The sequence below is a fragment of the [Pseudopropionibacterium] massiliense genome, assembly GCF_900607225.1.
Classification (GTDB): Bacteria; Actinomycetota; Actinomycetes; order Propionibacteriales; family Propionibacteriaceae; genus Arachnia; species Arachnia massiliensis.
In genome coordinates this window covers 1,171,893-1,198,775 of the sequence record NZ_LR027842.1, presented here as the reverse complement: position 1 = coordinate 1,198,775, position 26,883 = coordinate 1,171,893, and the positions used below count along the sequence as shown (strand labels likewise).

Genomic DNA, 26,883 nt, shown 5'->3' with positions numbered 1-26,883 from the left:
AATGTGATCGGTCGCAGGGAAGGAGACAACCATCGCAGTGGACAGGAGATCGGCCGAGCGCTGGGAGGAGTTGATCGAGGCCCTGGCAGCATGGCTGGACGAACTGCGCCCCGGGCCGCTGGAACGGGTGCGGATCATCACGTCCTCGGCCGCCACCGCGCGCCTGGCGGGGCAGGCCCTGGCCGCCCGGATCGGCATCCTCGCGGGGGTGGACCTGATACCGGCCGATCGCTGGGTGGCGCAGCTCCAGGCGGAACTGGGCGACGGGGAGCCCTCCCCGTGGCGAGGCACGGCGCTGGAGCTGGCGATCCGGGAGGTCCTCCAGGACCCGGGGTTCCGGGGTTCGCATCCCGTGGTGGCGGAGCATCTCAGGGCGGGCCCGAGCAGGCTGCGCGGCGCTTCGCAACGCTTGGCGATCCTGCTGCGACGCTACTCGGAGCACCACCCGGAGCTGCTGGCCCGCTGGCTCACCGATCCGGAGGGGGCCGCCGAGGAACTGCCCGGGCACCTGGGCTGGCAGCCGGAGCTCACGGCGCGCGTCACCGAGATCCTCGAATGGGATCCGGTCGAGGAGCTGGCGCGGGTGCGAGCCGCCCTGGCTGAGACACCCGGGCCGGCCACGGCCGTGCTGCACTGCCCCGACCTGCCCGCCGCGACGAAGCTGCTGCTGGAGGCCGTCGGCCAGTTCCGGGACGTCCCCGTCCTGGAACTGCGGAACACCGCGGTGCCGGAGAGGATCACATGGCTGGGTTCCCACGACCCCCTGCGGCAGGCCGAGGTGCTGCGCGACGAACTGTGCCGCATCCTGCAGGAGGATCCCACCCTGGAGCCACGCGACGTCCTGGTGGTCGTTCCCGACCCTGCAGCCTGGTGGCCCGCCCTCGGCCTGGCCTTCGCGCCGCTGGAGGGCAGCCCCCACCCGGGCCGGCGCCTGCGGCTCCAGGCGCCACCCGAGGTCCGCGCCCCCAATCCCGTGCTGCACGCCCTGGCCGAGGCCACCGGGCTGCGGGATTCCCGCGCCACCGCGAGTTCCCTGCTGGACCTGCTGGATCTCGCGCCGGTCTCGTACCGCTGGCGGTTGCCGGAACGCGACGAACTGGCCCGGTTGATCGACGCCGCCGGGATCCGTTGGGGCCTCGACGCCCGGCACCGTGCGGCCCAGGGGCTTCCCGGGATCGTGCAGAACACCTGGGCCCGGGGCCTGGACCGGCTGCTGGCCGGGCTCGCCCTTGCCCCCGGAAGCACCGCCCTGCCCATCTCCGGCGTGGATGCCGTCGGCACATCGGAGCTGGAGCTGATCGGTTCGCTCACGGAGATCTTCACCCGGCTGCGGCGTTACGCGGCCGCCGCCGAACCCGCCACCCTCCCGGAATGGGTCGCCCGGGCCCGGAGGTTGCTCGACGAGCTCGTCGACCTGCCGCCCGGGGACGACTCGTTGCTCCAGGAGGCCACCTCCCGCCTGGCGCGGCTGGCCGCGGAGGGGGCCGCCAGCCCGGTCGAGATGACGGCCTCCGACTTCGCCCGGCTGCTGGAGCAGCTCGCCGCCGAACCCGGCCCCCGCATGGTGGCCGGCAACGGCAATCTCACCGTCGTCGGCCCGGGGGAGCTCAAGGGCGTGGGTTTCCCCGTGGTCGCGTTGCTCGGTTTCGAGGACGGCGGGCTCGATCCCGTTCCCGACGCGATCCCCGGCCTCCTGCCGGATCCCGGGCAGGAGCGCCTGGAGGACCTGCTGGATCACGCCCGGGCCGCCCGGCACCTGGTGGTGGTGCACCAGCACCGTTCCGAGACCACCGGCGCCGTTCTGGAGCACCCGACCACCCTCACCTGGCTGTGGCGTCGGCTGGGGGTCACACCCGAGCTGCGGGAACAGCCCTTGACGGCGCATTCGGAGAGGAACTTCACGGGCCCCGACCCGAGTTTCGACGCCACCGCCCTGGAGATGGCCCGCCGCCTGCGAACCGGACCCGCCGGAACCACACCGGCCAGTGTGGAGCGTCGCCGGGCCGCCCTCCACCTGCCCGTCGGCGACGACACCGGCCCCATGTCCCTGGACGAGGCGGCCCGTTTCCTGCGCGACCCCGCAGCCGCCTTCCTGCGTGAGCGGGCGGGAATCCGGGGAGAATTCTCCCCGGAAATCAGCGACGACCTGCCGCTCGGGGCAACCGGGTTGGGCGCCTGGGGGATCCGTTCCCGGCTGCTGACGGCGGCCCGTGGCGGGTGCCCCCCCGACGAGGCGATCCGCGCCGAGGCCCACAGGGAACTGCTGCCCACCGGCCCCTTGGGGGGAGCGGTTCTCGACGCGGACGTGGAGCTGGTCCGACGACTCTGGCAGCAGGCCCGCCCGGACTGGGACCGCCCGGTCCGCGACGTCCCCGTCGACCTGGAGTGCTCCGGCCTGCGGTTGACGGGCACCGTGCGACTGCGCGGCGATGAACTGGTGGTCCTCTCCCCCAGCGACCTTCCCCGCCCCCTGTTCGAGCCGTGGGCGCAGTTGCTGGCCCTGGCGGCCTCCGGGTTCAGGACGCGGGCCCGCATCCATCACCTGCGACGCCACTACGGCGAGTTCTTCCCGGGATCGGTGACGCTCACCCCACCGAAGGAGGCCGCCGCGCACCTGGAGGTCCTGGTGCGCGGCGCCCGCCTGAGCCGTTCCCGGCTGGTCCCGGTCCCCGCGGAACCGGCCCGGGCGCTGGCGGAATCGGCGCGGGAGAGACGGTTCAACGCCGCAGACTGGGATCTGCCCACCAGCAGCTGGAACTCCCCCTGGGCCTGGCGCCCGGCTCACTGGGAACATTTCTACACCGGCCCCGCCTCGGAGCTGTTCACCGATCCTCCCCAGGACGGCGACCCGGCAGGTCCCGGGCGTTTCGGCGCCTTCGGGGGCTGGGCGCTGGCCCTGCACTCCCCTCTCCTGGAGGCCGCGCAATGATTCCGTTCGAGATCACCGGTCCCCTGCCCGACGGCCCGATGCTGCTGGAGGCCAGCGCCGGGACGGGCAAGACCTGGACCATAGCGGGACTCGCAGCCCGCCACATCGCCGAGGCGGGAGTGGCAATCGGGGAGCTGTTGCTCATCACCTTCAGCAACGCGGCCGCCGCGGAACTGCGGGGCCGGGTCCACTCCCGGCTCGCATCCGTCGCGAATGACCTGGACAACATGCTGGCGGGCGGTCCCGAACCCGTGGACCCGGTCTCGCGGCTGCTCGGGGCCGACCGCCACGCCTCACGCCATCGGCAACGGCTCCGGGCGGCCCTGGACGACTTCGGGACCGCGACGATCACCACCATCCATTCGTTCTGCCAGGGACAACTGGAGAGCCTGGGTGTGCTGGGGGACTGGGACGGCGCCGACGAGGTGACCGCCGACGTCTCCACCCTGGTGCGCGAGTGCGCCACCGACGAGTACCTGGCCAGCTATCTCCACCACCCCGACCCGCCGCTGGACGCGCGCCGCGCGCTTCTGGTCGCCGCCACCGCGGCCCCGTCGCGGCTTCCCCTCGCCTCGGCGGACCAGGAGCTGCTGGACTTCCAGAAACGGGTGCGGGCCCGTTTCGCGGCGCGCCGGCGCGCGCTGGGGCTGGTCAGTTTCGACGACCTGCCGGGCAGGCTGCGGTCCCTGGTCACCGACTCCCCGGTCGCCGAGCAGGTGCGCGCGGAACTCCGGCGCCGCTTTCCCGTGGTGCTGGTCGACGAGTTCCAGGACACCGACCCGGACCAGTGGGCCATCCTGCGGCGCACCTTCGTGGACGCGGGCGCGATGATCACGCTGATCGGCGACCCCAAGCAGTCGATCTACGGCTTCCGCAGCGCGGATCTCGGCTCCTACCTGGAGGCCACGCGAGTGGTCCGGCACCGCGCCACCCTGGAGACCAACCACCGGAGCGAACCCGGGGTGGTCGCGGGAGTGACGGACCTGTTCGGGGACCTCTGCCTGGGTGATTCGGACATCCGGGTCACCCCCGTGCGCTCCGCCCGCTCCCCGGATGAGGAGGTCCTGGTCCTCGACGCCGCCCCCGCGGCCCGCATCTGGCTGCGCGGGCACGGCCCCGGTGCCACCGGCAACCCGGAACGCGCCGTGACGGACGACGTGGTGGCGCACGTGCGGGCGTTGCTGGCCGGGGCACGGTTCCGCAGCGACGCAGGGGAACGGCCCGTCGGCCCCCGGGACATCGCGATCCTCACCCGGACCCGCGGCCGAGGCATGGCCCTGGTCTCCGAGCTGCGCGCGGCGGGGCTGCCCGCCACCTGGCACGGCCCCGGTTCAGCCCTCGACTCCCCGGCCGTGGCCGACTGGCTGGCGGTGCTCGCGGCCATCGCCCAGCCGACCCGCGCCCGCATCCTCCAGGCCGCCCTGGGCGAGCTGCTCGGCCTGCCCGCCACCGACCTGCTGGCAGGGCGCGACGAAACCCCCGCGTCGCAGCGGATCCACGAGCTGGCCCGGTGCTTCGCGGCCGGTGGGGTGACCTCGCTGGTCGGTGAGCTGCTGGCGGGCCTCGGCCCCCACCTGGCCCGGCTCGGGGATGGGGAACGTCTTCTGGCCGACCTGACCCGGGTCGGTGAGCTGCTGCTCGGGTCGGACGCCACCGACCTCGACGGACTCCACGCCTGGCTGGTCGCCCGGGCCGCCACCCCGGGCGACGAACCGGCCACCCGCCTGGCCTCCGACCGGGCCGCGGTGCGGGTGTGCACCATGCACTCGGCGAAGGGCCTGGAGTTCCCGATCGTGCTGCTGCCGCAGGTGAGCGTCACGGAGGTGAACCTGCGCGGCGCCTTCCCCTACCTGGATGCGGACGGCCGGCGGGTGCTGCACGTCGGCGCCCGCCCCGGCAGCCGCGACGAGTTGTCCGCCCTCGCCAGGCGACAGGCGCGCGACGAGGAACTCCGCCTGCTCTACGTGGGTCTCACCCGCGCCGAACACCTGGCGATCGCCTGGCACGTGATGGACCGCAGGGCGTCCTCAGGGCCGTTGACGGCGCTGCTGTGCCGCGACCGCTCGGTCCCGCGGCTTCGCCCCGAATACCCCAGGCTGCCCCCCGCGTTCGGTTTCGACCCGATCCTGGTGCACCTGTCCCCGGTCACCGCACCCCCTTGGGGTTCCGGGCTCCCGGACCCCACCCCCGGGCCGGGCTCCGGGAAGCTCCGGATCGCCCGTTTCACCCGCGACATCGACCAGGAGTGGCGCCGCACCTCCTACTCCGGACTGACCGCGAACCTCCACGAGAACGCGCCGGACGAACCGGAGGAACTCGACCTGCCCCCCGGGGGCGCTTTTATGAGGACGCCGGGCCCACCGGGATCTACTCTATCCTCTTCGTCGGCGGCGTCAGAGGTGTATACGAGACAGGTCCTGGAACAAGCTGACTGGACCGACCCGGGGCACGTGCAACAGGTGGTGGCCGCCCGGGCTCCCGCCTTCGGGCTGGACCGGGAGCAGGCGCAGCGGCTCGCCGAGGCCCTACGCCTGGTGGTCACGACCCCGCTGGGTCGGTTGTGGGACGGTGCCCTGGCGGACCTGCCCGTCGCCGAGCGGCTGGCAGAGCTGGACTTCGACCTGCCTTTGGGGGATCGCGGCCCGGCCCGTGTGGTCGCGGACCTGGCGGAGGCGATGTCCAGGCACCTGCCCGCATCCGATCCGCTCGCCCCCTACCCGGCCCGGCTGCTCGCCACCGACGCCGCCCACGCGTCGCTGAGGGGTTTCCTGACCGGTTCGATCGACGTGGTGTTGAAACTGCCCTCGGGAGGTTTCGTGGTGGTGGACTACAAGACGAACCGGCTCCCGGTGCCACCGGAGCAGGAGCTGTCCGTCGAGCACTACGCTCCGTCCACGATGGCGGAGGCGATGATGCAGGCCCACTATCCGCTGCAGGCGCTGCTGTACTGCGCAGCCCTGCACCGTTTCCTGGCCTGGCGGCTTCCCGGTTACTCGCCCGGGAGGCATCTGGGCGGGGTGGGTTATCTGTTCGTGCGGGGTATGGCCGGGCCCGGGACCCCGGTGGTCGCGGGCGGGCGTTGCGGGGTTTTCGAGTGGTTCCCACCGGCCGACCTGGTGGTGGAGGTCTCCGATCTGCTGGGAGGTGGGCGGTGAAAGAACCGGAGGTTCCCGTGGCGGCCACGGGACTGCTGAGGGCCTTCGCCGAGGCCGGGATGATCCACGTGGCCGACTTCCACCTGGCCCGCCGAATGGCCGCGTACTGCGGGGAGGACGACGACCGCGTGCTGCTGGCCCTCGCCCTGACGGTGCGGGAACTGCGCCTGGGCTCGGTGTGCCTGGACCTGGCCTGCGCCCCCGAGCTGATCGTTCCGGGCGAGGCCGACGACGGATCGGTGGCGGAACCCGTCGAGCTGCCCTGGCCGGAGCCGCATGCCTGGGCAGCGGCGGTGGCGGCCTCGCCCGCGGTGGCGGGCCCGGGGACCGGGCCGCGACCCTTCCGTCTGGCCGGTGGCCTGCTGTACCTGGACCGGTTCTTCACGGAGGAACAAGAACTGGCAGCTCGCCTCAGGCACCGCAGCGCGCTGCCGGACCTGCCCTCCCCCGAACCGCCCGACCCCGGGCCCGGCATGATGCCCGACCCCACCCAGGACGCCGCGGTCCGGGCGGCCACCCGGGCCCGCACCAGCGTCATAACGGGCGGTCCCGGATCCGGCAAGACGACGGTGGTCTCCCGGATCATCGACGCGCTGACCGCCCGGGGACCGGTCACCGTCGCCCTGACCGCCCCCACCGGGAAGGCCGCCACCCGTTTGGAGACCGCGGTGCGCGACAGGTTGCGGCACCCGGAACGGGCCGCCCTGACCGCGGGCACGCTGCACCGGATCATCGGTGTGGTCCCGGGCCGCGCGGAACGCACCCACGACGCGCTGAACCCGTTGCCCTTCGACGTGGTGATCGTGGACGAGACGTCGATGGTGTCGATCACGCTGATGGCGTGGCTGCTGGATGCGGTGGCCGACTCCACCCGGCTGGTCCTGATCGGCGACCCGAACCAGCTGGCCTCCGTGGAGGCGGGAGCGGTGCTCGCCGACATCTCCGCCGCCCCGGACCTGGTCACCTCCCCGGGAGGGCCCGCCGTGGTACGGCTCGGCGGCAGCCACCGCAACCTCGACGACGTGGCCCGGCTGGCCGAGACCATCCGCGACGGCGACGCGGACGGCTGCCTGGCGCTGCTGGAACGCTCGGCGACGGGCACGCCCACCGCGGACGGCGGCGCCGAGCCGCTCGCCGACCTGCCGGAGTTGGCAGCCGACCTCGGGGCCGCCGCCCGCGACGCCCTGGACGCCGCGCTGGCGGGCGACGGCGACCGGGCCGTGCGGGCCCTGGAACGACACCGCCTGCTGTGCGCACACCGGGAGGGTCCCTTCGGAACCGGGTACTGGCAGCAGGCGGTGCGCAGGCACCTGGCCGCGGCGCTGCCCGGTTACGCACCCGAGGTCGGCCAGTACCCGGGGCAGCCGTTGATCGTCACCCGCAACTCGGATCTGGTCAGCAACGGCGATGTGGCGGTGATCGTCGAGAGCGATGGACGGCTGCTGGCGGCCGTGGACCGGGGCGGGCACGCGGAGCTGCTGAACCCGCTGCTGCTGGAGGCTGCGCAGGAACTGCACGCCATGACCATCCACAAGTCACAGGGAAGCCAGTTCGAGCGGGTCAGCGTGATCCTGCCCCCTCCGGGTTCGCCGCTGCTGACCCGGGAGCTGCTGTACACGGCCGTCACCCGTGCCGAGTCGGGGGTCCGGCTGTACGGCTCCCCCGATGCGCTGCGGAAAGCAGTCGGGACCCGGGCCAGGCGGGCGAGCGGTTTGGTGCGGACCGCGACCCCGGAAGAGGCGAAACGCTAGTCTTGGAACGCTGAACAGAAAGAGGCCCACGCATGTCCGTTTTCGAGCACGTCCGACTGGCTCCCGCCGATCCGATCCTGGGATTGACCGAGGCGTTCAGGGCGGATGAGCGCACATCCAAGGTGAACCTCGGGATCGGCGTCTACCTCGACGAGAACGGGCAGCTGCCACTGATGGAATGCGTCCACGCCGCCGAGGACCGGCTGGCCGCGGCCGCGAAACCGCACGCCTATCTCCCCATCGATGGACTCCCCGGCTACGTCCGCCTGGCGCAGGAGCTGGTCTTCGGGGGCGATTCGCCCGCCGTCACCCAGAGCCGCATCGCGACGGTGCAGAGCCTCGGCGGCACCGGCGCGCTGAAGGTCGGCGCCGACTTCATCGCGACCCTGAGCCCGGGCGCACCCGTCCTGGTCTCGGATCCGTCGTGGGAGAACCACCGGGCGATCTTCACCCGCGCCGGTTTCACCGTCGGCACCTACCGCTACTACGACGCCGAAACCAGGGCCGTCGACTTCGAGGGCATGATCGCAGACCTCGATGCGGCACGGCCGGGCACCGTCGTGGTGCTGCATGCCTGCTGCCACAACCCGACCGGGTACGACCTGAACCCCGAGCAGTGGGGCCGGGTGATCCGGGTGCTCTCGGAGCGCGAACTGATCCCGTTCCTGGACATGGCCTACCAGGGTTTCGGGGCCGGGGTGGCAGAGGACGGGGCCGTGATCTCCCGTTTCGTGGAGGCAGGGTTGCCGGTGTTCGTCTCCACCTCGTTCTCGAAGTCGTTCGGGCTCTACGGCGAACGCGTCGGCGCCCTGCACATCGCCTGCCGGGACTCGGAGGAGGCCACCCGTGTGCTGTCCCAGGTGAAGATCTGCATCCGCACCAACTACTCGAACCCTTCCACCCACGGCGCGGCCATCGTGGCCGACGTGCTCGGTGACCCCACCCAGCGAGCCTCGTGGGAGCGGGAACTCGACCGGATGCGCGAGCGCATCAGGCGGATGCGTACCCGCCTGGTCGAGGCGCTGCGCGCCGAAGGGGTCGGGGACATGGATTTCATCGCCCAGCAGGCGGGCATGTTCAGCTACTCGGGTCTGACCCGGGACCAGATGCTGGCGCTGCGCCGGGACCACGGCGTCTACGGCACCGAGAAGGGGCGGATGTGTGTCGCGGCCCTCAACGACGGCAACCTGGGGGTCGTCGCGAAGGCCATTGCCACGGTCCGGGCCCGCGGCTGAACCGGTCCGTCACGCCGAGGCGATCAGGAACATCAGGACGAGGACATAGACGCTGTTGAGCAGCACCCAGAAGCGCCCGAGGTAGAAACGGAACACCGCTCGACGGTATGCGAAGACGCCGGGGGCTTCCACCCGGCCCTGCTGCTTGCGCGGGTCCGGACCGATGTAGTAGTCCTTCAGGCTCCAGCCCGGTCTGGTCCCGAATCGTGACGTGCCCTCCAGGTGAATTCTCCCGCCCTCGGCCAAGGTCCTGAGGCTGCGGTGGGCCAGCAGCACGCCCAGCCACATGAAGACGGCGTGGTCGAGGGATGCGTAGTCCAGGAAGGCCTGGATCTGCAGCCAGACGGGTCTGGCGAAGCCCAGCAGCGAGGCGAAGGTCTCCTTCCACGGATCGGCCTCGCTGACGTATCCGCAGGCGATGGCGAAGCCACCCACCAGCAGCAGCCGGAACAGGGCGCCGAACATGCACGGCCACTGGGGTTTCCGGCTCGTGACCTCCCCCGCCACCAGGGAGACCGCGACGAAACCCACCAGGGCCAGGTTCGCGACCATCACCCAGGTGAGGTATCCCTTCACGGGTGGGAACAGCAATCCCGGCAACACCACGACCGCGGTGATGTGGACCGCCATCCTGACCCGCGAGTACAGCCAGCGCACACAGGCCACGAACCTACGCTCCCAGACGGCCAAGCGGTACTCGTTCATCTCGCGCCGCAGACGTTCCTTCTCGGACTCGACCGGCGGCCCCGGGGTTCGTCCCTCGGAAACGGGAATGGCGACGGCGTCGACCTCGGTCGGGGTGCCCCACGACCCCACCCGCGGCTGCACCTGCGTCTGGGGTGGCGACGCCGGAACCTGCTGCCGGACGAGGGGCGGCCGTACCGGGGGCAGCGGTGTCGTGATGGCGGGCAGTTCCACGGTCGGGGTGTCGTCCTCGAAGGAACGTGGATTCTCTCGCAAGTTCTCTCCTTAACATGCCCCCACGTGCAGGCGGCCGCTGTTCAGTCGAGGTAGTCGCGGAGCACCTGGGAACGTGACGGGTGTCGCAGCTTGCTCATGGTCTTCGACTCGATCTGGCGGATCCGTTCCCGGGTGACTCCGTAGACCTTGCCGATTTCGTCGAGGGTCTTGGGCTGACCGTCGGTGAGCCCGAAGCGCATCGAGACCACGCCCGCCTCCCGCTCGGAGAGGGTGTCCAGGACATCGTTGAGCTGTTCCTGCAGCAGGGTGAAGTTCACCGCATCAGCGGGCACGACCGCCTCGGAGTCCTCGATGAGGTCGCCGAACTCGGAGTCGCCATCCTCACCGAGTGGGGTGTGCAGGGAGATGGGTTCGCGGCCGTACTTCTGGACCTCGACGACCTTCTCCGGGGTCATGTCGAGTTCCTTCGCCAGCTCCTCCGGGGTCGGTTCCCGGCCGAGGTCCTGCAGCATCTGCCGCTGCACGCGGGCCAGCTTGTTGATGACCTCCACCATGTGCACGGGGATGCGGATGGTGCGGGCCTGATCGGCCATGGCCCGGGTGATGGCCTGTTTGATCCACCAGGTGGCGTAGGTGGAGAACTTGTAGCCCTTGGTGTAGTCGAACTTCTCGACGGCGCGGATCAGCCCCAGGTTGCCCTCCTGGATGAGGTCGAGGAACAGCATCCCGCGGCCCGTGTAGCGCTTCGCCAGGGAGACGACGAGACGCAGGTTCGCCTCAAGAAGATGGTTCTTGGCGTTGCGCCCGTCGTTGGCGATCCATTCGAAGTCCTCGAGGTCGTCCGGGAGGATGGGGTTCTCGCCGTCCGCGATCCGCTCCTCCGCGAAGAGCCCAGCCTCGATCCGTTTGGCCAGCTCCACCTCCTGGACGGCGTTGAGGAGGGCCACCTTGCCGATCTGCTTCAGGTAGTCCTTGACGGGATCGGCTGTGGCGCCGGCCGATACGACCTGCTGCTCCGGTTCATCGGCGTCGTCCTGGTCAGAGAGGGAGAATCCCTCCTCCTCGACGAGTTCCTTCTCGAGGGTGGCTTCCTTCTCCTCGACGAACTGGGAATCGTCGACCTCGTCGAGGGAACGTTTCTTGCCCCCGACCTTCAGCACGACGTCGTCACCGTCGCGCTGTACCTCGACCTCAATCTCCCCCGACGTGAGCTGCGCAATGGTTGGTTCGGTCTCCTCGACGCCGGTCTTCGTCTTGGCGCGGGAACGTGCGGGTTTGGTCGCTTCGCTCTTCGTGGGCTTCGCGGTGGACCTGGTTGCCGTCCTGGTCTTCTTGGCGGTGGTTGTCCTGGTCCTGGTCGCAGTCTTCACGGTCCTGGTTCCAGCAGCCTTCTCCCCGCCCTCGGACTTCGCGACCTTCGTGGCCTGGGGGCGTTTCGTGGCGGACGTGGTCTTCTTCTCCACGGTTGCAGTGGCGGTCTTCCTCGTGCGACTACGGGTGCTCTTCGGAGCCTGTTCGGAGCTCGAACCAGAGGTCACAGCGGTTTCTCCTCGCATCTGGGCACAGGACACCCCGTTGCGGTCAAGGGGTGTCGAAATCCATCTTTCCACGAGCGGTCGGAACACTCAAACACGATTCCCTCCGGGGATTTCCCGACCTCGACCCGGCCACCCGTCCCGCATCGTCATACCACGGTCTGATGCACCCCTGAGATAACGATTGGGTCACGATTTCGGGAACCTTTGACCCACCAGGCGCGTTTGGATGGGTGTAGACGTCAGAAAGGCGGATCCAATGATCACGACTGCGCGAACCCGTAGCACCGACGGCATCGATGGCAAGGATGCCGTGGGTCTCTACCTGGACGCGATAGCCAAGACCCCTCTGCTGAGCGCCGAGGAAGAGGTGCAGCTGGCCCACGCCATCGAGGCCGGGTTGTTCGCTCGCGAAATCCTCGACGGCAACGAGACCACCTCGACGGACGCCACTCGCGAAGAACTGGAACAACTCGTCGAACTCGGCGATCAGGCCATGCAGCGATTCATCAAGGCGAACCTGCGTCTGGTGGTTTCCGTGGCCCGCAAGTACGGCCGCGCCCAGATGCCGCTGCTCGACCTGGTGCAGGAGGGCAACACCGGCCTGATCCGTGCTGTGGAGAAGTTCGACTACACCAAGGGTTTCAAGTTCTCCACCTATGCCACCTGGTGGGTACGGCAGGCCATCTCCCGTGGCATCGCCCAGCAGGGCCGCATCGTGCGGCTGCCCGTGCATGTCGCCGAGCAGGTCAACCAGGTCTCCGCGGTGCGCCGCAACCTGGAACGCACCTTGGGCCGCGAACCCGAGGTCAGCGAGATCGCGGATGAACTGAACCTCGCCGAGGACAAGGTCGTCGACCTGATCCGCTACGCCCGCGACCACGTGTCTCTCGACGCCCCCGTCGAAGCCGATGGCGACACGGCGCTCGGCGACCTGATCGCCCGCGAAACCGCCCCCGGCCCGGACGAGGTGGTGCTCGACGCGGAAGAGCGCGCCCGTCTCGACGGGATGCTCTCCGCCCTCGACGACCGCTCTGCCGATGTGGTGCGCCGCCGCTACGGTCTCCTCGACGGACGCCAGGCCAAGCTGGCCGACATCGGGCAGCACTGGGGGATCACCGCCGAGCGGGTCCGTCAGATCGAGCGCCTCGCGCTGGTCAAGATGCGCGAATACCAGGCCGCCGCCTGACCACCGTCCCTGATCCGGCTCATCCGACGAGCCGGATCAGCCCTTCCTGGGCGCAGGAGGCCACCAGCTTCCCGTCCTGGAACAATCTTCCCTGGCAGAATCCCCGGGCCCCGGAGGCCGATGGCGAGACCATGTCGTAGAGCAGCCACCGGTCGCAGCGGGCCGGGCGGTGGAACCACATCGCATGATCGATGGAGGCGGTCTGCAGGCTCGGGGACAGGAACTCCACCTCGTGCTGGACGGTGGAGACGCTGAGCAGCAGCAGGTCCGTCAGGTAGGCCAGCACGGCTGCGTGCAGGCGTGGATCCTCCGGCATCGCGTCCTGGGTGCGCACCCAGGCCCGCATCACTCCCCCGTTCTGGCTCGGCACCGGGGTGGAGGCCAACCGCACGTCGAGGGCATCCCACTCCGACAGCATCCGGATCGGGGCGCCGAACCGTTCCTCCAGCACCTGTCCCAGTGGCGAGGAGTCCTCGGGTGAGGCCACCGACTCCGGTTGGACCGCCGAGTGGCTGAGCCCTTCCTCCGGTTCCTGGAAGGAGACGTTCAGGTCGAAGATCACGTCGTCGTGCTGGCGGGTGATCACCCGGCGCGCCGAGAAGGTGCGACCGTCCCGGACGTGCTCCACCCCGAACCGCAGCGGCTCCTCGCGGCTGCCGGGCCGCAGGAAATACCCGTGCAGCGAGTGCACCACCCGGTTCCCGGGAACGGTGCGCATCGCTGCCACGAGGCTCTGCGCCATCACCTGTCCGCCGAACAACCGCTGCCACTGGGTCTCCGGTTGCGGGCCCCGGAACCTTCCCTTGCCGACCTCGACGAGGTCGAAGAGCTGCATCAGATCATCCGTGGTGGCTGGCACCCGACCATTATCGCCCGATTCTTCCCATGGCCTGCGAGATCCGTTTCGCCGAGACGGGCACCAGGGTGCGCGTCCCCTGGGCGAACAGGCTGACCCGGAACTCCTCCAGCAGAAACGCGATCTCCTCCACGTCCGCGGACAGCGGACCAGGTGGCTGGGCGTCGCACAGCTGTCCGTAGCGGGCCTCCAGTTCCATGATCTCGACGCGGTTGCGTTCGTCCCTGGCGGGATTCCTGCCGCGGGTGACGAGTCGGGTCCCGCAGGCCTCGATCCACACGGGGATGCGGTCGAACCACGGGTCCGGGGTGGCGGAGATGAACCGTTTGAAGGTGAGGTTGGCCAGCTGTTCGGTGATGTCGGCGCGCGCATCGTCGTCCCCCGGCAACGCGGCGAGCCGCCGTTCCACCGCCGCCTGGGCGGCCAGGGCCCTCGCCGCGGTGCCGACCACGGCGGCCGTGGTTGCGGGGCAGTCGGCGCGCACCGCTTCCGCGACACGTCGGAATTCCCTTGCGTCGCGGACCCGCACCGGGTCCGCAACCGTCCGCAGCAGCCTGTCGGACGCCTTCAGCCAGGCATCCTCCAACAGCTCCGGGACCGAGTCGTACCGACTCGCCCCGAGAGCCAGTTTCTCGGGGTTTCCGAGGTGGGAGACCACCCAGCGGATCGGCGACGGATTCACCAGCGTGAGCAGGCGCCGCACCCCCGCGGCGTGGAGGCGTTCCGCCTTCGCGGCCGAGTCCACCACCTGCACCCCGACGCTGCCTCCCTCGTCCACGAGGCAGGGATACCCCTCGACTCCCCCGCCGAGGCGCCGGGTCAGGGGCAGTTCCCCGAAGTCCCAGTCGGTGCGTCCCGTCGTCGCGATCCGTCCCGCGGAGCGGGTCAGCCGCGACGCCACCCGCGCGCTGAGCCGGGTCTTCAACGCCGCCAGGTCCTCGCCCCGACCCACCTCCTTGCGCCCCTCGACCACGACGAAGGTCGGCCGCAGGTGGGAATCCACGGCCCCGGGCCGCCAGTCACCGGGGGCCACCCGCTCCCCCGTGAGGGCGGTGAGCGCCCTTCCCAGCGCCTCGGGGAAGGCGGTGCCGTCGTCCGTTCCCCGTTCCCGGAGCCACGCCACTGCGCGGCGGGCGAAGTCGGGGGCGGGCACGAAGGAGGTACGGATCCTCTTGGGGAGGCTGCGGATCAGAGCGGTGGCGAGGTCCTCGCGCAGCCCCGGCACCTGCCAGGTGAAGGGTTCGGGTTCCAGGACCCCGAGTTGTTCCAGCCGCACCTCGATCGTCACACCGTCGTGTCCAGCCCCGGGGTCGTAGACGTAGCTGACGGGCAGTTCCAGGCCCGAGACCTGCCACCGGTCGGGGAAGTCGGTGACGCTGAGCGCCCCGGGGTCGGTCATGCAGTCCGCGGGCGTCAGCCGCAGCACGGAGTCGTCGCCCAAGGATTTCACGTACTTGTCGAAGGTGGCCCCGGAGACCACCTCGGCGGGCAGCCGGGCGGCGTAGAAGTCGTGGAGGGCCTGGTCGGGGATCAGCAGTTCGGGCCGGCGCATCCGGTCGGTGAGCCTCTCGGCCTCGTCGTAGGCGAACCGGTTCGCCACCACCACCGGGTTTCGGGTCTCCCATTCCCGTTCCACCAGCCCGGTGCGGATGAAGATCTCCCGGGCCTGCTCCGGATAGCTGGCCGCGTAGTTCGTGCGACGCCCGGAAATGATCGGCACCCCGAACAGGCTGACGGTTTCGCTGGCGGTGACCGTGGCGCTGCGGGGCGAGAAGGCCGGTTCGGAGAGGGTGCGGGTCACCAGGTCCCCGGCGGCGCGTTCGATCTGAGCCGCGGTCACCGGGCCGACGGTGCGCGCCCACAGCCGGGAGGTCTCGACCAGCTCGTAGGCCACCACCAGCGGGGGCGTGGACCGCGAGCACGCCGAGCCGGGCGCGATGGCGAACCTGGCGCCCCGTGCTCCCTGGTACTCGGTCAGGGGACGGCGCCTGCCCTGCACCTTCGGGGGTGGTGGCAGGGCCAGCCCGATGTTGGACAGCAACCCGGTGAGCAGGCAGTCGAGGACGACGTCCATCGCCGCGTCCCCCTCGCCGGGCAGCTCCAGTTCCCGGCACACCTCGCGAAGCTGGGAGACGAGGTCCTCCCATTCCCGGAACCGCACGAAATGCAGGAACTCGGCCCGGCACAGCCTGCGGAACGCGCTTCCGGAGAGTTCCCGGCGACGCCCCCTGAGGTATTCCCAGACGTTGAGCAGGGCCTCGAAGTCGCCGCCCGCCAAGGAACCCCTGCCCTGTTTGACGGGGCGGGTTCCGGTATGGACGGTGTGGCGTCTGGGCTCCCCGTCTCCGGGAGGACCGGTTTCGCCGGCGGGCGGTTGCGTGAAACGCCGGTGCAGTTCGTCGGCGGCCTGTTGATGTTCGCTGGGGCGTTCCCGCACGTCTGGCACCGTCAGTCCGGCGACGATCACCTGCACCTGGCGCAGCGCACCCCTCCGGGCTCCCTCGATGAGCATCCGGCCGAGCCGGGGATCGACGGGCATCCGCGCCAGCAGGCGTCCCGTGCGGGTGAGCCGCACCCGTTCGTGGCGGCGACGCGGTTTGATCGCGCCCAGTTCCTGCAGCACCCGCAGGCCGTCACTGATCTGGGAGGCGACCGGGGCCTCCACGAACGGGAAGCTCTCGATCTCGCCGAGCCCCGCCTGGGCCATCTGGAGGATGACGGTGGCCAGGTTGGTGCGCAGGATCTCCGGTTCGGTGAACTCGGGGCGGGAGTTGAAGTCCTCCTCGCTGTAGAGCCGGATCGCGACCCCCGGGCCAAGCCGGCCGCAGCGGCCCGCCCGCTGATTGGCGCTGGCCCGCGAGACAGGTTCGATCGGCAGCCGTTGCACCTTGGTGCGCGCCGAGTAGCGGGAGATGCGGGCCACACCGGCGTCGATCACGAACCGGATTCCGGGCACCGTGATCGAGGTTTCCGCGACGTTGGTGGCCAGCACCACCCGCCTGCCGGAATGGCCCTGGAACACCTTCTGCTGATCGGCCGCCGCCAGCCGCGCGTACAGGGGAACGGTTTCCCAGCCGGCGAGTTTCAACGAATCGACGGCATCCGTGGCGTCGCGAATCTCCCGTTCCCCGGACAGGAAGACCAGCACATCCCCCGAGGACGTGGTGGCCGCCAGTTCCTCCACGGCGGAGGCGACGGCGTCCACCTCGTCGACGCCCTCATCGATGGGCCGGTAGCGGATCTCCACGGGATGGGTGCGTCCGGAAACCTCCACGATCGGCGCATCGTCGAAGTGCACGGCGAACCGGGCGGTGTCGATGGTGGCGGAGGTGACGATCACCCTGAGTTCCGGTCGGCGCGTCAGGAGCTGTTTGAGGTAGCCGAGCAGGAAGTCGATGTTGAGGCTGCGTTCGTGGGCCTCGTCGATGATGATCGTGTCGTAGCGTTCCAGGTCGCGGTCGTGGGCCAGTTCACTGAGCAGCACGCCATCGGTCATCACCTTGATGCGGGTGGCGCGACTCACCCTGCGGGTGAAGCGCACCTGATAGCCGACGAACTCCCCCAGCTCGGTGCCGCACTCCTCGGCGATCCGGTGCGCGACGGTGCGGGCCGCGATCCGCCTCGGCTGGGTGTGGGCGATCCGTTCCCTGCCCGCCAGCAGGCAGATCTTCGGGAGCTGGGTGGTCTTTCCCGATCCGGTTTCACCGGCGACCACGACCACCTGGTGGTCGCGGATGAGGGACGCGATCCTCGGCGCCTCCGCGGAGATCGGCAGCGCCGGGTCGAAGGCGAGCCGCGGCTGCGGGTTCACTTACCGTGGGTGATGTACAGCGGACACAGCGAGTGGGCCATCAGGCCGCGCAACAGGCCACCCAGCCCGAAACCCGGGATGGCCTCCTCGCCGGCGCCGAGCACCAGCAGGTCGTAGTTCTCGGAGCGGGTGACGAACTCGTTGATCGGGGTGGCCGCCACCACGACCACCTCGTAGGGCACGCCGGGGAAGGTCTTGGTCTGTTCCGATGCCATCGCCTCGATGCCGCCCCGGGTGAAACGGATCAGCTCCTCCAGGTCGGCGGGTCCGAGTTTCGGGCCGAACAGCCCGATGGGTGGTTGCAGCGCATGGACGATCTCGAGCCGGGCACCGAGCAGCTGGGCCTGCTCGAAGGCCGCCGCCAGGGTGGAGTGGTTCACCCGGCTGGTGTTGAGCCCGACCCCGATCAGTTTCTTGTTCCCGACGTCCTGCGGGTGCGCGGCGGCGGAGATCACCAGCACCGGGCAGCGTGAGCTGGCGACCACGGAGACGCTCGTGGAACCCACGAACATTCGCTCCAACCCGGAGACGGAGCGCCGGCCCACGACGATCAGGTCCGCCACCTCGCTGAGCCTCCCCAGCACCCCGCCGGGTGAACCGAGGACAACCTCGGTGCGGATGCGTTCCTCCGGCAGACCGATCTCCCGGGCCCTGGCGGCCGCCGCCTCGTTGGCGCTGACCCCCGCGTTCTGCAGCACCTCGGGGTCGTAGACCACGCCCCACGCCCCGGCCAGCATGGCGTCGTCGACGGCGTGCACCAGCAGCAGCTCGCCGCCGATCTCGGCCGCGAAACTGGCACCGTACTTGACGGCACGCAGCCCGTCCTCACTGCCGTCGACGCCCACCACCACGAGCTTGCGGTCCTCCATGTCTTCCTCCTCAACTCCGGGGAACGGGATTGCCGGAAATCACCCGGCCCGTCACCTCTTCGATCCTCACCGCTACACCGACGGCCGGGTCCTGCGGCAGGAAACTGACGACATCGCCCGCATCCCGGGCCCCGCTCGTTCCCCGGACCAGCACCGACCAGCCGACGGCGGTGGCGTGGTCGACCTCGTCGACCTGGAACGCAACCCTCGTGGGTTCTGCCAGGCGCGCCAGTGTGGAGGCGGCATTGGTCTGGAACACCACCGAGTCGCCGATGACCCGGTAGTTCACGGGCAGCACACTCAGTCCGTCGTCGTCCTGCCAGACCACGCGCCCGACTCCCCCACCCCTGAGCAGCCGCAGGCACTCGGGGGCGTCCAGCCGCTCGAAGTATGTGACCTCGGTCATGGGAGAACTCTAGTGGCTGAATCCGCTCAGCCGGTGGTGGGGAAGGTGGTGCGTCCGCCCAGTTTGTGGGCCAGGTCGTCGTCTATGCCGTCGGCGACGTGGGAGATGGATTCGAGGGCCTGCCGGAGATGCCGGGGGACGAACGGCTGGGCGGGCACCGAGACCTGCACGAACACCCGGTCGCGGTGCAGGGCGAACCGGCAGTAACGGGACTCCACGTTCAGGTCGTTGAGCACCTCGCAGGCCCGGGAACGCCCGTTCACGTCGTGCACGAGAACCGCGAACAGGACCAGTTCCTCGAAGTCCGGGGTGGAGCGGCAGAAAACCATGGTGGAACCGACCCGGATGGCCACCTCGCCCGCCGCGTTTCGCAGCGCGGGATGCCCGAACATTTTCTCCAGTTCCGCATCGACGATGGCGTCGAGCTGCGCCTGGCTGGTGGGAAGCACCACGCCGTAGGGCCCGGGGGTGGGTTTGACCGGGTTGCTCTCCCTGGCGGTCAGCAGCTCCGCCAGCTGATCGGGTTCCAGGAATATCGGGTGCAGCACGCCCACCACTTCGGTCATGGTGGCGGTGGTGAGGTTCGCCAGTTCGGTGGCCTCCTCCTGGTCCCTGCGAGCGGTGAATCCCCGGGGGGAGGAGGTCCAACCCAGTTCCGTTAGCCGCGGCGAGTCGACGCCGACCAGGGTGGCTTCGACCACCCCCGGTTCCACGGCCGAGAAACGCACTGCGGGTGGGGTCTCGCGGGTCTCCTCGCCGTTGACCGCGGAAATGGTCAGGTCGGCGCTGGCGTCCATCACGGACAGCACGTCGGCGAGCCTCTCGGTGAACTCGTCCCATGCCTGCTTGGTGGTCTTGTCCAGATCAAAATCTTCAATGTCAGCCATGCAGCCCACCTCCCGGACTCAACCTAGCAAACCGAAAACAGGGGCCACCCCGGCGGAGCGCCCAAGATTTCCTTCCCCCCGCTCGGGGTCACCGCCGGGCCACGGCACCGGCCGTCGTCCCTGCACATTTGGAGTCAGGCAGAACCCACCACTGGTTCCCGAACGCAGGGTAACCTAAGCTGTTGCTTCCCAACCCGAGAGGACTCGATGCATCCACAGGACTGGAACCTGCCCTACGGGCTGACGATCCTGGCTCTCTTCTGCATCGTCATGATCCGTTTCAACGGCACCTACTGGATCGGGCGCGGCATCGTCGCGGGCACGAGCCACACCCGCTGGCGACGGGTGCTGGAAACCCGCCCCTACCGGGTGGGAAGCTCCTGGCTGAACCGCTGGGGCCCACCCGCGGTCACCCTGAGTTTCCTCGTCATCGGCCTGCAGACCATGGTCAATCTGGCCGCGGGGGTCGCTCGGATGCCGATGCGCCGTTATCTGCCGGCCGTGATCGTCGGCTGCACCGTCTGGGCGTTCATCTGGGGCACCGGCGGAATAATCAGCCTCGTGCTCCTGTCCATGGCGTGGGAACACAGCCCCGCGATGACAATCACGGGGCTCGCCGTGATGGCCGCGGCGGTGGCCAGCTTCTTCCTTTTCGGACGCGGCCGCGGCGGTCAACCGTCGAAACGCCGCGACGCCCCCTTGTCCGCCGACTGCGCCAACGAACCGTAGATCCTCAACGCGGTCGAGACCTGCCGTTGCCGGGCTGCGGGACGGTAACCGTTGCCAGCCTCCAGTTCGGCGCGACGGGCCGCCAGTTCCTCGTCGGGCACGTTCAGCACGATCGACCGGTTGGGAATGGAGACGGTGATCTCATCGCCGGTGCGCACCAGCGCGATCGGCCCCCCGGATGCCGCCTCCGGAGAGACGTGCCCGATCGACAGCCCGGAGGAGCCGCCGGAGAACCGGCCGTCGGTGATCAGCGCACACTTCGGGCCCAGCCCCAGCCCCTTCAGGTAGGAGGTCGGATAGAGCATCTCCTGCATCCCAGGACCGCCTTTGGGGCCCTCGTAGCGGACGATCACGACGTCACCCTCCTTGACCTTCCCGCCGAGGATGGATTCAACCGCCTCCTCCTGGGATTCGGTGACGAAAGCGGTGCCGGTGAACTCCCACTGGTGCTCGGGCACCCCCGCGGTCTTGACGATGGCACCGTCGGGTGCGAGGTTGCCCCTCAGCACCGCCAGGCCACCGTCGGCGGTGTAGGGATGCTCCACGGAACGGATGCAACCACTCGCGGAGTCCAGATCGAGGGACTCCCACCGGTTGGTGGAACTGAACGGCACGGTGGTGCGCACCCCGCCCGGGGCGGCGTGGAAAAGCTCGACGGCCTCCTCGGTCGCGCTGCCGCCGCGAATGTCCCAGTCCGCCAGCCAGCGCTCCAGCGACGGCGAGTGAATGGCGTGGACGTCCTCGTCGAGTTTCCCGCCGCGGCGCAGCTCCCCGAGGATGGCGGGGATGCCGCCCGCGCGGTGGACGTCCTCCATGAAATAGCGCTCCGAGTTGGGCGCTACCTTGGACAGGCAAGGGGTGACGCGGGAAATGGCGTCGATGTCGTCCTGGTCGAAGTCCACCCCGGCCTCCTGGGCGGCGGCCAGCAGGTGCAGAACGGTGTTGGTGGATCCGCCCATCGCGACGTCCAGGCGCATGGCGTTGCTGAACGCCGATTTCGTGGCGATCGACAGGGGCAGGACGGAGGCGTCGTCCTCGTCGTACCAGCGGCGGCACAGGTCGACGACGAGCCGGCCCGCGTTGATGAACAGGTCTCGGCGGGCCGCGGCGGTGGCGAGGGTGGAACCGTTGCCGGGCTGGGCCAGCCCGATCGCCTCCAGCAGGCAGTTCATGGAATTCGCGGTGAACATCCCCGAGCACGAACCGCAGGTCGGGCAGGCGCTGGCCTCGATACGCCACAGTTCCTCGTCACTGACGTTCGGGTCGACAGCCGCGGTCATCGCGTTGATGAGGTCGAGGGAGGTGACGGCCTGGCCGTCGCGGATGATGGCCTTGCCCGCCTCCATGGGACCGCCGGAGACGAACACCGTGGGGATGTTGAGCCGGAACGCGGCCAGCAGCATCCCCGGGGTGATCTTGTCGCAGTTGGAGATGCACACCAGGGCGTCGGCGCAGTGGGCGTTGACCATGTACTCCACCGCGTCGGCGATCAGTTCGCGGCTCGGCAGCGAGTACAGCATCCCGCCGTGCCCCATGGCGATGCCGTCATCGACTGCGATGGTGTTGAATTCGCGCCCCACGGCCCCGGCCTGCCTGATGGACTCCGAGACGAGTTTTCCCATGTCGCGCAGGTGGACGTGGCCGGGAACGAACTGGGTGAAGGAGTTCGCGACCGCGATGATGGGTTTGCCGAAATCGGAGTCGGTGATGCCCGTGGCACGCCAGAGCGCGCGGGCGCCGGCCATGTTTCGGCCGTGGGTGGACGTGCGGGAACGAAGCGCGGGCATGTCTCTCCTTCATGCGTCGAATCCGCCCAGTTTAGGAGGTTCCGGGGACGGGACCGGAGCGCCGTGTGTTTCATGGACAGTGACGAGAACCCGGCTCGGTGGAACACACCGGCAGAACCCGTGGCGCGCCGGCATCAAGGCACGGCGACGGTCCCGGGAGTACGTCACCGGAGGCCCGGAACTCCGACCGGGCAGGGCTTTCGCAACAGGTCTTAGGAGGACATCGCGTTTTGGATGGCCTGGGTCATCGCGTCGGGGCTCAGGACCCCGACGTGCCGTTGCCGCACCACACCCCCGGCGTCTATGAAGTAGTGCGTAGGCACCCCCATGATTCCGTAGGCCGCAGAGATCTGCTGGTCCTGGTCCACGACCTCCGGGAAGTCGTTTCCGACGCGTTTCGAGTAGTCGCTCACCGTGTTCCGGTTCTCGTCGACGTAGATCACGACGACCCGGACCGCATCTCCCCGGGATGCGACGATGCCCTGGATGTCCGGGATCTCCGTGCGGCAGCCCGTGCACCAGGTGGCCATGAACACCAGCCACACCGGTTTGCCACGCAGCCCCTCCAGCGAAATCGGTGTCCCATCGATGTCCGTAGCGGTGAAACCCGGGGCGCTGTCCCCCGCTGCGGGAGGTTGCTGCACCCCTGCGACCTCGACCTGGGACACGGCCTCGGTTTCGGCCCGGACCCGGTCCTGCTCCTCCGGTTTAACCACCCACCAGGCGGCCACCGCTATGGCGAAGGCCGTCACCAGCACCACCGCGGCCTGGCCGAAATTCGAGGAACGCAGCTTCGCCCGCCAGGCCGGTTCCTTCCCGGAGGACCGGTCCGGTTTCGGGGTAGGTTCGTCGGCCTCCAGGAACTCGGCCACCTCGTCATCATCAGGTGTAGGCATGCAATCCTCCGAAGAACAGGTTACCGAGGTAGGTGAACACCACGGCCGCGAAGGCCAGCACCAGCAGCCACGCCGATTTCGTGCCGCGCCAGCTCCTGGTCACCCTGGCGTGCAGATAGATAGGCCCCGTAGATCAGCCAGGTGACCAGGGCCGCCGTTTCCTTCGGATCCCAGCCCCAGTACCGGCCCCACGCGACATTGCCCCAGATGGAGCCGAGGATGAGCATGAGGGTGAGCATCGGGAAGGTGACGATGGTGGCCTTGTAGCCAAGTTCGTCGAGGGACTCCCGGCTCGGCCACCCCTTCCACTTCACGTGCGGCGCCAGCAGGTACATCACGGCCGCAGCGAAGGCCACCAGTGCGGCTCCGTACCCGAGCGACGCGGTCACCACGTGCAGCGTCAGCAACGGCGAGTTCTGCAGCGCGGGCATCAACGGGTTCGGCTTGTACGACATGGTGGAGGCGTAAATGAGCATGGCCAGGATCACCGGCAGGGTGATCACCGACATCGTCCGGATCCGGTAGCGCCACTCAAAATAGACCTGCGCCAGGAGCATGCCCCAGGAAAAGGCGATGGCGAACTCGTAGTGGTTCGAGAAGGGCGCGTGCCCCGTGGCGATCATCCGGGTGATCAACACACCCGTCATCAGCAGCAGGGCAAGCTGGGTGGATTTGGCGGCCCACCACGCCACCGTGAAACGACGCAACGGCGCACGCCGCAGGCCACCCGTGACCTTGACCTCCCCTTCTCCCTCACCGACGATCACCCCGTCCGGCGAGGCGGCAGCCGAGGTTCTCGCCATCCTCGCCGCGAGGACCGCGCCGAGATAGGCGATGGTGGAGACGACCACGAGCGTCGTCGCTATGAGCAACAGGGCCTGGGAATACTCGATCATCGTTGATCTCCCTTCTTCTTGGCGCCGGACAGTTGGGTGCTGACGCGTTCGACCATGTCCGTGACGAAACGCGTGAACCCGGAGTCACGCCGGTCCGGGGAGGCCATCTGCACCAGGGTTCCCTCCTCGGTCTCGCTCACCCGCACCCACAGGCGCTGATGGCGGAAGAACATCGTCATGCAGGTGCCAACGACCAGCAGGGCGAACCCGGCCCACACGATTCCCGTCCCGGGATCGTTTCTCAGGATCATCCCCGTGAACTGCTGCTCCCGCTGGAACGTGAACGAATAGTCCCCGGCGGAGGTCGCGACCCCCATGTCGATCACGGTCGAGGTCAGCGGGGCGGTCTTCTCTCCCCGGCGTAGTTCGACCCTCACCTGGCCGGGCGCAATACCTCTCCCCACCTTCCCGGAGGCGGGGCTGATCACGTACATCACGGTTTGATCCGGCAGGGTGACGTGCCCGTAGTTGAAGACCTTGTCCTGCGTGGTCCACTCCAGTGGCACCCCGCCCTCGAAGACCACAGCCCCGGATGCGTCCGTCACACGCATCACCGCTGCGACCCCGAAGTAGGCCTGGTGGAACATGAACCCGGCGTGGCTGAGTGGGCTGTTGACCCTGACCTCCTGCTGCGCCACCGTCTTGTCGCCGTCGCGCAGCACCAGGTCGGCGACGTAATCCTTCGGGGCCCCGTTTTCGTAATAGGTGTCGCGGAAGCCCGTGGCCTCGGCCACCAGACCGGTGCCGTGCCCGACCTCGCGGGGATACCCGATGGTCAGGGCGAACCGTTCATCGCGGAACCCGGTCAGCGACGAGACGACGAAACCCGCCATGATGACGACGAACGCCGTGTGCGCCAACACCGTGCCGAACGGCATCCAGGCGTTGCGGTCCAGGTAGGCACCCCGCCCCGGCCCCTTGTTGTCGCGGATGACCCGCAAACCGTGGCGGCGGGCGTCGGCGACGATGACATCCAGCGCGTCGTCCGGTTCCCGCGAGGTGAAGAACCGGGTGCGGAGCCCGGCGACGTCGAAGAACCTGGGCTTCACACGGACGTGGGGGTGGCGGGCCGCCTTCCAGATGACGGGGATCCGGTGCGTGGTGCAGGCGATGATCGAGACGGCCAGCAGCCCCATCACAACCAGGAAGGGTATGGAGGAGAACATCGAGAAGAAACCGAGGGCGTCGAGGATCGACGTCCACCCTCCGGTGCCGCCGCGCACCTTGTCGAGCCAGGCGGCCTGCCGCTCCGGATTGCCCGCGATGTTCGGCGGCTTCTGCGGCAGCAGCACCCCGATGAGCGACAACAACCCGGTAAGCAGGATCAGGACGAGCCCGAAAGCCTTGTTGTAGAACAGCGCATAGATCGCGTGCAGGAACCGGCCGGGCGAGAGGTCGAGGGCCTCATCCAGTCCGTCGGTGGTTCCCCTTCGACGGGGCGTGTCATCACTCATCGGTCACCTCTAGATTCCAAACACGGGGATCAACCCGGCCAGCGACGCGAACAGGTTGGTGATCATGAGGAAACCGACCACCACCAGGAGCCCCCCGGTCACCAGGGACACCGCCACGTGGTGCCTGGCGAACCAGTCGAAACGCCGCGTGACCTCGGCCGATCCGAGGGCGACCGCGACGATGGGCAGGCCGAGGCCCAGGCAGTACGCGGTCATCAGGAGCATCCCCGACCACACGGTGGAGCTGACTGTGGCCAGGGTGAGGATGCCGCTGAGCACCGGGCCGATGCAGGGCGTCCACCCGGCCCCGAAGACCACCCCCATGAGTCCCGCGCGCCACACGGACGTGGCCCCGCCCGCGACGGGCAGCCGGCCCCTCACCAGCCTGTCGAGAACGGGAAGCCGCAGGATCCCGGCGACGTGCAGCCCCATGAACACCAGCACCGCTCCCCCGAGGATCCGGGCGTGGACGGCGTGGGGACCCAGGGATCTGCCCAGCAACCCCAGCGACGCCCACAAGGCGATGAACACGATGGAGAACCCGGCGACGAAGGCCAGCGAGTTCCCGAGCGCGACGCGCCGGTCCACCCGCCCGGGCCCGGAGCCGACGAGTTGACCGACGAAGACCGGAACGATGGGCAGGAAACAGGGGGATGCGAAGGACACGATCCCCGCGAGGAGGGCCACCGGAACCGTCAGTTCCATCTCTCAGCCCCCGGAGCTCGTGGCCGCCGTGGGGGTGGCCAAGGAGTTGAGATGGGTGGTGACCTCCTTGGCCATGTTCGAGTCCGGATCGATCTCGATCACCTTTTTCCAGGCCTCCCGGGCCCGCGCCGGGTCGGCAGGGGTGCGTGCCATGTACAGGAAGCCGAGGCTGTACCAGGGCTCCACGTGTTGCGGGGCCAGTTCGGTGATGCGCAACCAGTGCTTCTCGGCGGCGTCGTACTGGTTGGTCTTGTACTCCGCCGCTCCGATGCCGAGGAGCGCGTCCAGGTTGTCGGGGTCCTGGTCGAGGACGGACTGCAGCTGTGGAATCACCTCTGGGTACAGGGCAGCGTTGTAGTAGAGGGTGCCCAACTTCAACCGGGCCTCGACATTGGTCGGGTCGGCCTCGATCTGGGCCTTGAGCTCGGCCTCGCGGTCCTTGTCGAGTTTCTGTGCCTGATCCATCGCGGCCAGGGAGGAGGCGTTGACGGACGGGTGGTTGCTCGGCATCGCTGTGGTCGGTTCCGGTTGGGGACGCCCGGCCATCTGGACGATGACGACGAGGGCAGCCGCCAGGAGGGTAACTAGCACCAGGTTGAGGCGCGAGACCCCCGCCCGGCGTTCCAGGGCCGAGACCTTGGGGGTGTCCGCCTCGGCGTCGTCCTCGTCCTCCTCACCCTCCGGCAGGAGGTCCGACGGGTCCACGCCGTCATCATCCCCGTCCTCCGGGGTCTCCTGGTGGGTCTCGTCGAACTGGGCGAGCTGTTGCTGCGCCCAGTCCTTGAGCTGGTCCGGGGCGGTGGACAGGAAGGACTCGAGGTCTTCCCTCGTGAAAGTCCTACCTTTGTTCTTCATCGCCCCGGATCAATCCC

General features: G+C 69.2%; 19 protein-coding genes. 6 read left to right on the top strand and 13 right to left on the bottom strand.

Annotated elements, in window-relative coordinates:
• Positions 1–37 precede the first annotated feature (37 nt).
• Genes E0E39_RS05280 through E0E39_RS05265 form a run of 4 tightly spaced genes read left to right on the top strand, consistent with a single transcriptional unit; the run spans position 38 to position 9,070 of the window.
• Positions 38–2,929: an exodeoxyribonuclease V subunit gamma gene (locus E0E39_RS05280; RefSeq protein ID WP_130873789.1), complete on the top strand. Its 2,892-nt coding sequence runs from the start codon at positions 38–40 to the stop codon at positions 2,927–2,929.
• On the top strand, positions 2,926–6,084 hold the full coding sequence (locus E0E39_RS05275; RefSeq protein ID WP_130873788.1) for a UvrD-helicase domain-containing protein: 3,159 nt from the start codon (positions 2,926–2,928) through the stop codon (positions 6,082–6,084). Before E0E39_RS05280 ends, E0E39_RS05275 begins: the two co-directional genes overlap by 4 nt.
• On the top strand, positions 6,081–7,835 hold the full coding sequence (gene recD / locus E0E39_RS05270) for an exodeoxyribonuclease V subunit alpha (RefSeq protein ID WP_207302428.1): 1,755 nt from the start codon (positions 6,081–6,083) through the stop codon (positions 7,833–7,835). Before E0E39_RS05275 ends, recD begins: the two co-directional genes overlap by 4 nt.
• Before the next feature lie 32 nt (positions 7,836–7,867).
• The gene (locus tag E0E39_RS05265; protein ID WP_130873787.1) at positions 7,868–9,070 is read left to right on the top strand and encodes an amino acid aminotransferase; all 1,203 of its coding nucleotides are present in this window, start codon (positions 7,868–7,870) and stop codon (positions 9,068–9,070) included.
• A 9-nt stretch (positions 9,071–9,079) separates the two neighbouring features.
• Here E0E39_RS05265 and E0E39_RS05260 read toward each other — a convergent pair whose 3' ends face one another.
• A complete protein-coding gene (locus tag E0E39_RS05260) occupies positions 9,080–10,030 on the bottom strand; it encodes a hypothetical protein (protein WP_130873786.1) in 951 nt (316 codons plus the stop codon).
• Positions 10,031–10,071: 41 nt separating this feature from the next.
• Positions 10,072–11,547 (bottom strand): RNA polymerase sigma factor, encoded by a 1,476-nt coding sequence (locus E0E39_RS05255; protein ID WP_130873785.1) that lies wholly within the window; start codon positions 11,545–11,547, stop codon positions 10,072–10,074.
• Positions 11,548–11,785: 238 nt separating this feature from the next.
• On the opposite strand from E0E39_RS05255, the gene E0E39_RS05250 reads away from it, so the two are divergent.
• On the top strand, positions 11,786–12,715 hold the full coding sequence (locus E0E39_RS05250) for a sigma-70 family RNA polymerase sigma factor (RefSeq protein ID WP_130873784.1): 930 nt from the start codon (positions 11,786–11,788) through the stop codon (positions 12,713–12,715).
• Between the two features lie 19 nt (positions 12,716–12,734).
• Here the strand turns inward: E0E39_RS05250 and E0E39_RS05245 are convergent, their stop codons facing one another.
• The 5 genes from E0E39_RS05245 to E0E39_RS05225 are packed head-to-tail and all read right to left on the bottom strand — an operon-like array spanning position 12,735 to position 19,544.
• Positions 12,735–13,574 carry an acyl-CoA thioesterase gene (locus E0E39_RS05245; protein ID WP_130873783.1) on the bottom strand — a complete coding sequence of 280 codons (840 nt, stop codon included), beginning with the start codon at positions 13,572–13,574 and terminating at the stop codon, positions 12,735–12,737.
• Between the two features lie 7 nt (positions 13,575–13,581).
• The gene (hrpA, locus tag E0E39_RS05240; RefSeq protein WP_130873782.1) at positions 13,582–17,382 is read right to left on the bottom strand and encodes an ATP-dependent RNA helicase HrpA; all 3,801 of its coding nucleotides are present in this window, start codon (positions 17,380–17,382) and stop codon (positions 13,582–13,584) included.
• The gene (locus E0E39_RS05235; RefSeq protein ID WP_130873781.1) at positions 17,379–18,251 is read right to left on the bottom strand and encodes a universal stress protein; all 873 of its coding nucleotides are present in this window, start codon (positions 18,249–18,251) and stop codon (positions 17,379–17,381) included. The genes hrpA and E0E39_RS05235 overlap by 4 nt, the downstream gene beginning before the upstream one ends.
• A 10-nt stretch (positions 18,252–18,261) precedes the next feature.
• Positions 18,262–18,657, bottom strand: a complete 396-nt coding sequence (locus E0E39_RS05230; protein WP_126378446.1) for a pyridoxamine 5'-phosphate oxidase family protein — start codon at positions 18,655–18,657, stop codon at positions 18,262–18,264.
• Positions 18,658–18,683: 26 nt separating this feature from the next.
• The gene (locus E0E39_RS05225) at positions 18,684–19,544 is read right to left on the bottom strand and encodes a T3SS (YopN, CesT) and YbjN peptide-binding chaperone 1 (RefSeq protein ID WP_014846952.1); all 861 of its coding nucleotides are present in this window, start codon (positions 19,542–19,544) and stop codon (positions 18,684–18,686) included.
• A gap of 207 nt (positions 19,545–19,751) precedes the next feature.
• Between E0E39_RS05225 and E0E39_RS05220 the strand changes: the two genes are divergently transcribed.
• Complete coding sequence (locus tag E0E39_RS05220; protein ID WP_130873780.1) at positions 19,752–20,273, top strand: DedA family protein; 522 nt, start codon at positions 19,752–19,754, stop codon at positions 20,271–20,273.
• Here E0E39_RS05220 and ilvD read toward each other — a convergent pair.
• The 6 genes from ilvD to E0E39_RS05190 all read right to left on the bottom strand — a co-directional run bounded on the left by ilvD (position 20,216) and on the right by E0E39_RS05190 (position 26,866).
• Positions 20,216–22,060 (bottom strand): dihydroxy-acid dehydratase, encoded by a 1,845-nt coding sequence (ilvD, locus tag E0E39_RS05215; RefSeq protein ID WP_130873779.1) that lies wholly within the window; start codon positions 22,058–22,060, stop codon positions 20,216–20,218. The genes E0E39_RS05220 and ilvD overlap by 58 nt on opposite strands.
• 212 nt (positions 22,061–22,272) lie before the next feature.
• Positions 22,273–22,956, bottom strand: coding sequence for a TlpA family protein disulfide reductase (locus tag E0E39_RS05210; protein ID WP_245988206.1), 684 nt, complete (start codon positions 22,954–22,956; stop codon positions 22,273–22,275).
• 20 nt (positions 22,957–22,976) lie between these two features.
• The gene (gene ccsA, locus E0E39_RS05205; protein ID WP_245988205.1) at positions 22,977–23,852 is read right to left on the bottom strand and encodes a cytochrome c biogenesis protein CcsA; all 876 of its coding nucleotides are present in this window, start codon (positions 23,850–23,852) and stop codon (positions 22,977–22,979) included.
• On the bottom strand, positions 23,849–25,306 hold the full coding sequence (locus E0E39_RS05200; protein WP_130873778.1) for a cytochrome c biogenesis ResB family protein: 1,458 nt from the start codon (positions 25,304–25,306) through the stop codon (positions 23,849–23,851). Before E0E39_RS05200 ends, ccsA begins: the two co-directional genes overlap by 4 nt.
• A 9-nt stretch (positions 25,307–25,315) precedes the next feature.
• The gene (locus E0E39_RS05195) at positions 25,316–26,011 is read right to left on the bottom strand and encodes a cytochrome c biogenesis CcdA family protein (protein ID WP_130873777.1); all 696 of its coding nucleotides are present in this window, start codon (positions 26,009–26,011) and stop codon (positions 25,316–25,318) included.
• A 3-nt stretch (positions 26,012–26,014) separates the two neighbouring features.
• Positions 26,015–26,866, bottom strand: coding sequence for a tetratricopeptide repeat protein (locus E0E39_RS05190; protein ID WP_130873776.1), 852 nt, complete (start codon positions 26,864–26,866; stop codon positions 26,015–26,017).
• Positions 26,867–26,883 lie beyond the last annotated feature (17 nt).